This is a genomic window from Acidobacteriota bacterium (assembly GCA_038040445.1).
GTDB classification, from domain to species: Bacteria; Acidobacteriota; Blastocatellia; order UBA7656; family UBA7656; genus Onstottus_A; species Onstottus_A frigus.
This window is the reverse complement of the sequence record JBBPIG010000008.1, coordinates 102,641-109,116: the sequence shown is the minus strand read 5'-3', so window position 1 is coordinate 109,116 and position 6,476 is coordinate 102,641. Positions and strand designations below refer to the sequence as shown.

Annotated in this window: 5 protein-coding genes; all 5 read right to left on the bottom strand. The window is 57.0% G+C overall.

Going from position 1 to position 6,476, the window contains the following annotated elements; translation table 11 throughout:
* Positions 1–129: 129 nt before the first annotated feature.
* The gene (ettA, locus tag AABO57_10970; GenBank protein ID MEK6286253.1) at positions 130–1,815 is read right to left on the bottom strand and encodes an energy-dependent translational throttle protein EttA; all 1,686 of its coding nucleotides are present in this window, start codon (positions 1,813–1,815) and stop codon (positions 130–132) included.
* Between the two features lie 176 nt (positions 1,816–1,991).
* Entirely contained in the window at positions 1,992–2,510 is a 519-nt protein-coding gene (locus AABO57_10965; protein MEK6286252.1) for a hypothetical protein, read from the bottom strand.
* The gene (locus AABO57_10960; GenBank protein MEK6286251.1) at positions 2,510–3,895 is read right to left on the bottom strand and encodes a DUF3696 domain-containing protein; all 1,386 of its coding nucleotides are present in this window, start codon (positions 3,893–3,895) and stop codon (positions 2,510–2,512) included. Before AABO57_10960 ends, AABO57_10965 begins: the two co-directional genes overlap by 1 nt.
* Positions 3,896–4,117: 222 nt before the next feature.
* Positions 4,118–4,579, bottom strand: coding sequence for a DinB family protein (locus AABO57_10955; protein ID MEK6286250.1), 462 nt, complete (start codon positions 4,577–4,579; stop codon positions 4,118–4,120).
* Between the two features lie 115 nt (positions 4,580–4,694).
* Positions 4,695–6,350, bottom strand: a complete 1,656-nt coding sequence (locus AABO57_10950) for a M20/M25/M40 family metallo-hydrolase (protein MEK6286249.1) — start codon at positions 6,348–6,350, stop codon at positions 4,695–4,697.
* Positions 6,351–6,476: the final 126 nt, after the last annotated feature.

Sequence of the window (6,476 nt, the reverse complement as noted above, 5' to 3'; positions counted from 1 at the left end):
CCATTTTTTAACTCTACTCCCCACTTTCCTCCCTTGGGGGGGCGGCCCCCCCGGGGCCGCCCCCCCCCGGCAACCTCCGGCTCGGGGCGGCCACGGAGGGGCGGCCACGGAGGGCCCGCCCCTACATGCTTAACTCCTCGTCAACTGCCGGTACTTGATTCGATGAGGCTGATCGGCTGCGGCGCCCAGCCTCGCCCTTCGATCTGCTTCGTACTCCGAATAGTTGCCGTCGAACCACTCGACGTGGCTCTCCCCTTCGAACGCCAGAATGTGCGTTGCTATGCGGTCCAGAAACCACCGGTCGTGGCTGATGACGACCGCGCAGCCCGCGAAGTTTTCGAGCGCTTCTTCAAGCGCGCGCATCGTGTTCACGTCCAGGTCGTTGGTCGGCTCGTCGAGCAGCAGGACGTTCGCGACTTCTTTTAACATCTTCGCCAGGTGAACCCGATTGCGCTCGCCTCCCGATAGCGAGCCCACTTTCTTCTGCTGATCGGCGCCCGAAAAATTGAATCGGGCCACATAAGCGCGCGAGTTCACCTGCCGCTTACCAAGCTCGATCATATCGTTGCCGCCCGAGATCTCTTCCCAAATCGTCTTGTTCGCATCGAGCGTGTCGCGGCTTTGATCGACGTAGCCGAGCTTCACCGTTTCACCAATTCGCATCATCCCGCCGTCGGGCGCTTCCTGGCCGGTGATCATTCTGAATAGCGTGGTCTTGCCGGCGCCGTTCGGACCGATCACGCCGATGATTCCGCCGGCTGGAAGCGAGAATGACATGCCTTCGATCAGCAGGTTGTCGCCGTAAGCTTTGCTGACGTCTTTCGCTTCGATGACGACATCGCCGAGTCGCGGGCCGGGCGGTATGTATATCTCAAGCTCTCGGGCTCGCGATTCACTTTCCTGCGAGAGCAGGGCTTCATAAGAGCTGATGCGAGCCTTGGACTTTGCGTGGCGGCCTTTGGGCGACATGCGAATCCACTCGAGCTCGCGTTGAAGCGTTTTCTGCCGCTGCGATTCGCTCTTTTCTTCATTCGCTAACCGTAGCTGTTTTTGTTCGAGCCACGACGAGTAGTTGCCTTCCCACGGGATGCCTCGACCCTGATCAAGCTCCAGGATCCAACCGGCAACGTTGTCGAGAAAGTAGCGGTCGTGAGTCACGGCGATGACCGTACCCGGATATTTTTTGAGATGCTGTTCGAGCCAGCCCACCGATTCCGCATCGAGGTGATTGGTCGGCTCGTCCAGCAAGAGTATGTCAGGCTGCTTCAACAAAAGGCGGCACAGCGCAACTCGTCGCCGCTCGCCGCCGGAGAGAATCTTGATAGGCGTCTCGCCGGACGGACATCGAAGCGCGTCCATCGCCATCTCGAGCCGGCTATCGAGGTCCCAGGCATTCGCCGCATCGAGCTTCTCTTGAACCTCGCCCTGCTGTTCGAGCAGAGCGGTCATCTCATCGTCGCTCATCGGCTCGGCGAACTTCTCGTTGATCTGGTCGAACTGCTTCAGCAGGGCGATGGTTGAATGCACGCCTTCTTCGACGATTTCGCGGACGGTCTTGGATTCATCGAGGCGCGGCTCTTGTTCGAGGAAGCCGGTGGTGTAGCCGGGTGAAATAACGGTCTCGCCTACGAACTCGTTGTCGACGCCGGCGATGATCCGAAGCAGCGAGCTCTTTCCCGAGCCATTGAGCCCAATAACGCCGATCTTCGCGCCGTAGAAGTAGGAGAGATAGATATCCTTGATGACCGGTTTCTTGTCGTAGTACTTCCCGACGCCGACCATTGAGTAGATGATTTTGTTTGGTGCGCTGCTCATTTCAGCTTTCTTGTGCGATTGAGTTTATCAGCCACTAACTCCTTGGCTTTTGGTCAGCGAGGGCGTCTAGCTAATCGCGGCATCTTTTCTTCGCCTCCGAATGTTCCACGGTTCGCACTGCTGGGATCGCCATTTCGGCGCGCACGATTCCTTAAAGGATCAGGTTTCTTCTTTCTTTACTCAGCGCGGGATCTGTAAAGGCGTTCAATATCATCTTCGCAAATGAACTCGACCGAGACGCCGCTGGCCTGCAGCGAGTGTCTGAATGGCCACCACTTGCTGTCGACCGCTTGGAGTATCGTCGGATTGTCGGGATGCGAAAGCGCGACTGCCACGAACTTCCTATCCGAACGGTCGAAGCCATCAAGTTCGGGGGAGTCGGGGAACTCAACGAACTCCGTGTCATCGTTTCCCATTTGATTGATTCTGATCAAGTCGCAGCGCTGCGGGTTTTCCCGATTCGTTAAGACCCATTTGAGAAACGCCTCACCGATACCGGGCTGCTTTCCAGACGGCTGAAGGTTGTTTTGGTATTCTTTGATGATCCTCCACATATCGTCTAGCACTAACTTGTCTTCGTCACTTGTAATGCGCCCCAGCCTTTCCACACAGACTAGAAAACAGGTGTCCGACGCTTGGCGCGAACCGCTGTTAGCAACCACCGCCACGTTGGTGTCGACGACCAGCGCCGCCACTATACCTTGGCTCCCTGTCGGCTCATCGCGGCCTCAGCGATCGCGGTCAACTCGGCCATTTCATCACCGAAGAAGCCGGAAGGCCAATTCCTGATGCTTCCGAACTCGTCGACATCCAGTTTTTCGATTCTAGACTCCCCGCCGTCATTCTTGCAGAAATAGAGAGCCGTAAGGTTCTGCGCTATCCCTCGATCAGAGACTTCATTCTCCGCAATGCGCCTTTGGAGTCGCCTAAGCAAGTGTTCGCTGTGACTCTCGACGATCACCTGTACGTTCCGCTCTTTGACCACGTCAATCAGAACATCTGCCAGGCTTGCTTGCACGAAGGGATGGAGGTGAATTTCAGGTTGCTCGAGGAGTATCGTTGAATATGGAGGTGCGTAGTAGCAAAGAACCAACACGGGTAGAATCTGCGAGACGCCAAATCCAACATCGGTGATCTGCACTTCGGTGCCGTTCTTGCTCCTCTTGACCCGAAATTCATAGTCCTTGCGATTCGGCGCGACAGGCTCAAGCGAGAAAGAGTAAACCAACCCCATTTCCTGCATCCACTCCAGCACGCGCTCCTCAATTGGCTTGTATCTACGCTTCTTTTTCACCATCCGACCGCTTTTGAGCCCTGCGGCTCGCGCGGCCAAGAGGGCAGCGACTGCCTCGTCTCCCCGACCCCCTACATCGGGCGGTTGTTCGCCGCTCCAGAGATAACTACGCTTCGGGTCGTCGCGAAGCGGCCCAAGATACGCAATACTCGAGAACATCTTCTCAAAGGCCAACACGAAGTCCGGCAAGAAACCCGTGTTTTGGTAGTAGCGAGTGGCTTCATCGGGGAAGCCATAACACTTCACAGGCGGAGGAAGAGGCCATGGTCGGCCTTGGACTCGCCTTGCCGGATAGTCACCGTGTTCGAGGTCGTATTTGTCGCTCTGTGCAACTGTTCCTTCGGCCCGCCGTCTCATCCCGAAGGAGTGTGAATCAAACTTGTAAGTGAATCGATCGACAACCGTTCGGTTCGCCATCTCATTCATGTGAGCCGAAAACGCCAACTTCCTTACTTCAAAAAGCTCCTTGTTTTCCGCCTCGGGGTCATTGATAACAAGCGGTTCGGGCAGCGTCCAACTGAAGGCCAGCTCCAGGGACGTGTCCTTGTTGTGATTGTGGATCAGGTCGAGAAACGTCCCGAGATCTACGATTGTGTAGTCGTCCCCAGTATGAAGAACGCGACGACGATCCGGTGACTCAACGGTCTGCTTCAGCATCAGCAATATCTGCAGTATGCTGGTCTTTCCGGAGCTATTAGCTCCGAACAACCCGGTCAGTGGTGCAAGCTGTATGTCACCAGTGTTCTTCCACGACTTGAAGTTCGCTGCTCGAAGAAGCGTTATCATGGCAATCAGTCCCCTAACACTGCGCTTTTTCTCGCTTAGTGTACATTGATTGCTAGTTCGATGTCAGGGCAATCCCACCCGTAACCCGCATTTGCTCTGGATAAGCGGCGAGATTCTTAAAGAATCGTTCTGAGTCGTTCAGTTGTTGAGCAAGACGAACCAAACGGACACACGTCGTCCCTCTGTAGGAATTCAATCGCTTCTTGCCAAAGTTGCTTTTGGCTAGTCGACCTTCTTCATCAACGCAATCTGTCCCGCATGATAAAGGTCATGCTGAATCACGCCGTGCAACAAGAAATAAACTGAGTACTGTGTCCCCGGCACGATCTCCTCGAGCCGCGCTTCATCGAGCTGCCGTACCGCTGCCCGCAGAGCCTCGTGGTTGCGGCGAAGTTCATCAAGCGTGTTGGTCCAGGCATCGTCGCTGGTGTCCTCGACTGCGGGCCAGTCCTCTTCGTCTGAGACGTCGAGTGGCGTCGTTTCTTCGATGCGCCTGCGGCCGACGCGCTCCCAAGTCGCAATGTGAAGGGTGAGCTCCCAGATGCTGTGCGCGCCCGCGATCGGATGCGCGGCGGCTTGCTCGGAAGTGACGCCGGCGAGCACTTCAGAGACAGATGGTCCGTGCCAGGCTTTGCCTTCGAACGCTCGCTTGAGTTGGTCGTTGATTCTTTTAAGCTCGCTCATGAATACCACCTTGATTGTGAAGTTCAGAGCTAATGAAGCTCAGAGTTCAAGCTTCAGCTTGCCCGATCTGGAAGAAGCAAGCTAAAGCTTGAACTCTGAACCCAGAACCCGAGGTTCAGTTGTTCCCCGGCCTCGCTTGCGGAGTTGGAGTTGCCGGAGTTGCCGGAGTCGCCGGCGCAGGCGTGCCGGGCTTCGGTGGAAGCGGCGGCATGTTCTCTTTGCTGAATCGCGGCAACGAGTCGTCACGCATCGCAAGCTGATAAATTGCAGCCGCAATCGCTATCGCAGACTTCTTCACGTCGTCTTCGATGATTCGTTCGTAGGTGTCCAGGTTCGTGTGCCACGTAGCCGAGTTGTACTCGATCGGGTCCTGACCCACGCCGATTCCTGCAAGTCCCGCCTGGCTGAACGACGTGCTGTCGGTGCCGCCGAGCGCGCGGTTCTTTGAAGCTATCGCGCCCATCACCCCAAGATCTTCAAACGGAGCGAGCGCCGCACGCACGACCGCCGCTGCTTCCGGCGGCCCGAACACGCTCGCGCCGCGCGCGCGTCCCGTTCCCGAGTCGATGTTGAAGTATGCGACCAGCTTGTTGTAATCAGGCTTCGGATCCTCGAAGGTCCCGAAGTGCTCCTTTACGTAAGCCTGCGATCCCAACAAGCCTTGCTCTTCGCCGCCCCACAGCGCGACGCGAATCGTGCGGCGAGGCTTCACGCCTATGGCTTTCAGAATGCGCGCCGCCTCCATCATCACCGCGCAGCCGATCGCGTTGTCAGTCGCGCCGGTCGCCGAGTGCCACGAATCAAGGTGCCCGCCGAGCATTACAACTTCATCTTTCTTGTCCGTGCCTGGAATCTCGGCAACAGTGTTGTAAGCGGTCTTGCCTTCAGGGTACCAGCGGTTGACGATGTTGAACTCGAGCTCGACCGCCGTGCCGTCTGCAAGAATGCGCGAGATGCGTCCATAGTCTTCGTTGCTCATCACCACGGTTGGAAGCGCTTTCGCCGCATCGAAGGTGCGATTGTTGAAAGCGCGAATCTGTCGATGCTCGCGTCCGCCGTCGTTCACTCGAATGAGCGCGCCGCTTGCAATGAGGAACTGATCGAGTTGCTCGTCGATCTGACGCACAGGCAGCTTGCCCGGCTCCGGTTGCTGCTGCTCCCTGCGAGGCCCTCCGCGGCCTTGGCCCGCGTTTGGATTGTTCGGGTCGTAGCGTTCCTTCGCTTGCTTGTCGTCTTGCCGGCGCGCAGGCGGAGTCAATGTTACCGGCACGATCTGTTGTTTGCTCGCGAGCACTATCTTGCCTTTCACTTTGTCTTTTTGTGTTGAGAGGTAGGCGGTGAATTCTTCCTGAGTGGGCTTTTCGGGAAGTATCATTTGATGCGCCTTCGCCGTCACCGGGCCGTTGGTGCCGGGCGTCCACGAGAGCACTTCGCAGGTGAGCGTGTCCTTGACCGGCGAGGTGATAAAGCCTGAGAAGCGCTCGTTAGCCCATCCCGGATGCCCGAAGTCCCACGGCTCGAGATGGCCGTTCTCGAATCCCCACGCGGTCATCTGCTTGATCGCCCATTCACCAGCGGCTTTCAGATTAGGCGAGCCCGTCAACCGCGGGCCGTAGACATCGGTAAGAAAGTGCATTGTCCGCATGATCTGCGAATTGTGCGTCTCTTCTTTTCGTATCTTGGCGTTGATATCGGCTGAGTCCTGCGCAAGCACCGGCGCACAACCGAGCAAACATACGCACATCATGAAGACGGCTCGAGTTCTTAGCATGGGTGTTCTCCTGTCAGCTTGATGAGATCCACTGATGACGACGATGGACGATTATATGACCGGTTGAAGCGCGAGGTAAACACCCTGGGAGCGCAGGCATCCCTGCCTGCCTGGCGTTGCGCGAGA

What these genes read in the sequence shown, in the direction of transcription:
- ettA (MEK6286253.1), bottom strand. Translation starts at nt 1,815, where the DNA reads ATGAGCAGCGCACCAAACAAAATCATCTACTCAATGGTCGGCGTCGGG.
- AABO57_10955 (MEK6286250.1), bottom strand. Translation starts at nt 4,579, where the DNA reads ATGAGCGAGCTTAAAAGAATCAACGACCAACTCAAGCGAGCGTTCGAA.
- AABO57_10960 (MEK6286251.1), bottom strand. Translation starts at nt 3,895, where the DNA reads ATGATAACGCTTCTTCGAGCAGCGAACTTCAAGTCGTGGAAGAACACT.
- AABO57_10950 (MEK6286249.1), bottom strand. Translation starts at nt 6,350, where the DNA reads ATGCTAAGAACTCGAGCCGTCTTCATGATGTGCGTATGTTTGCTCGGT.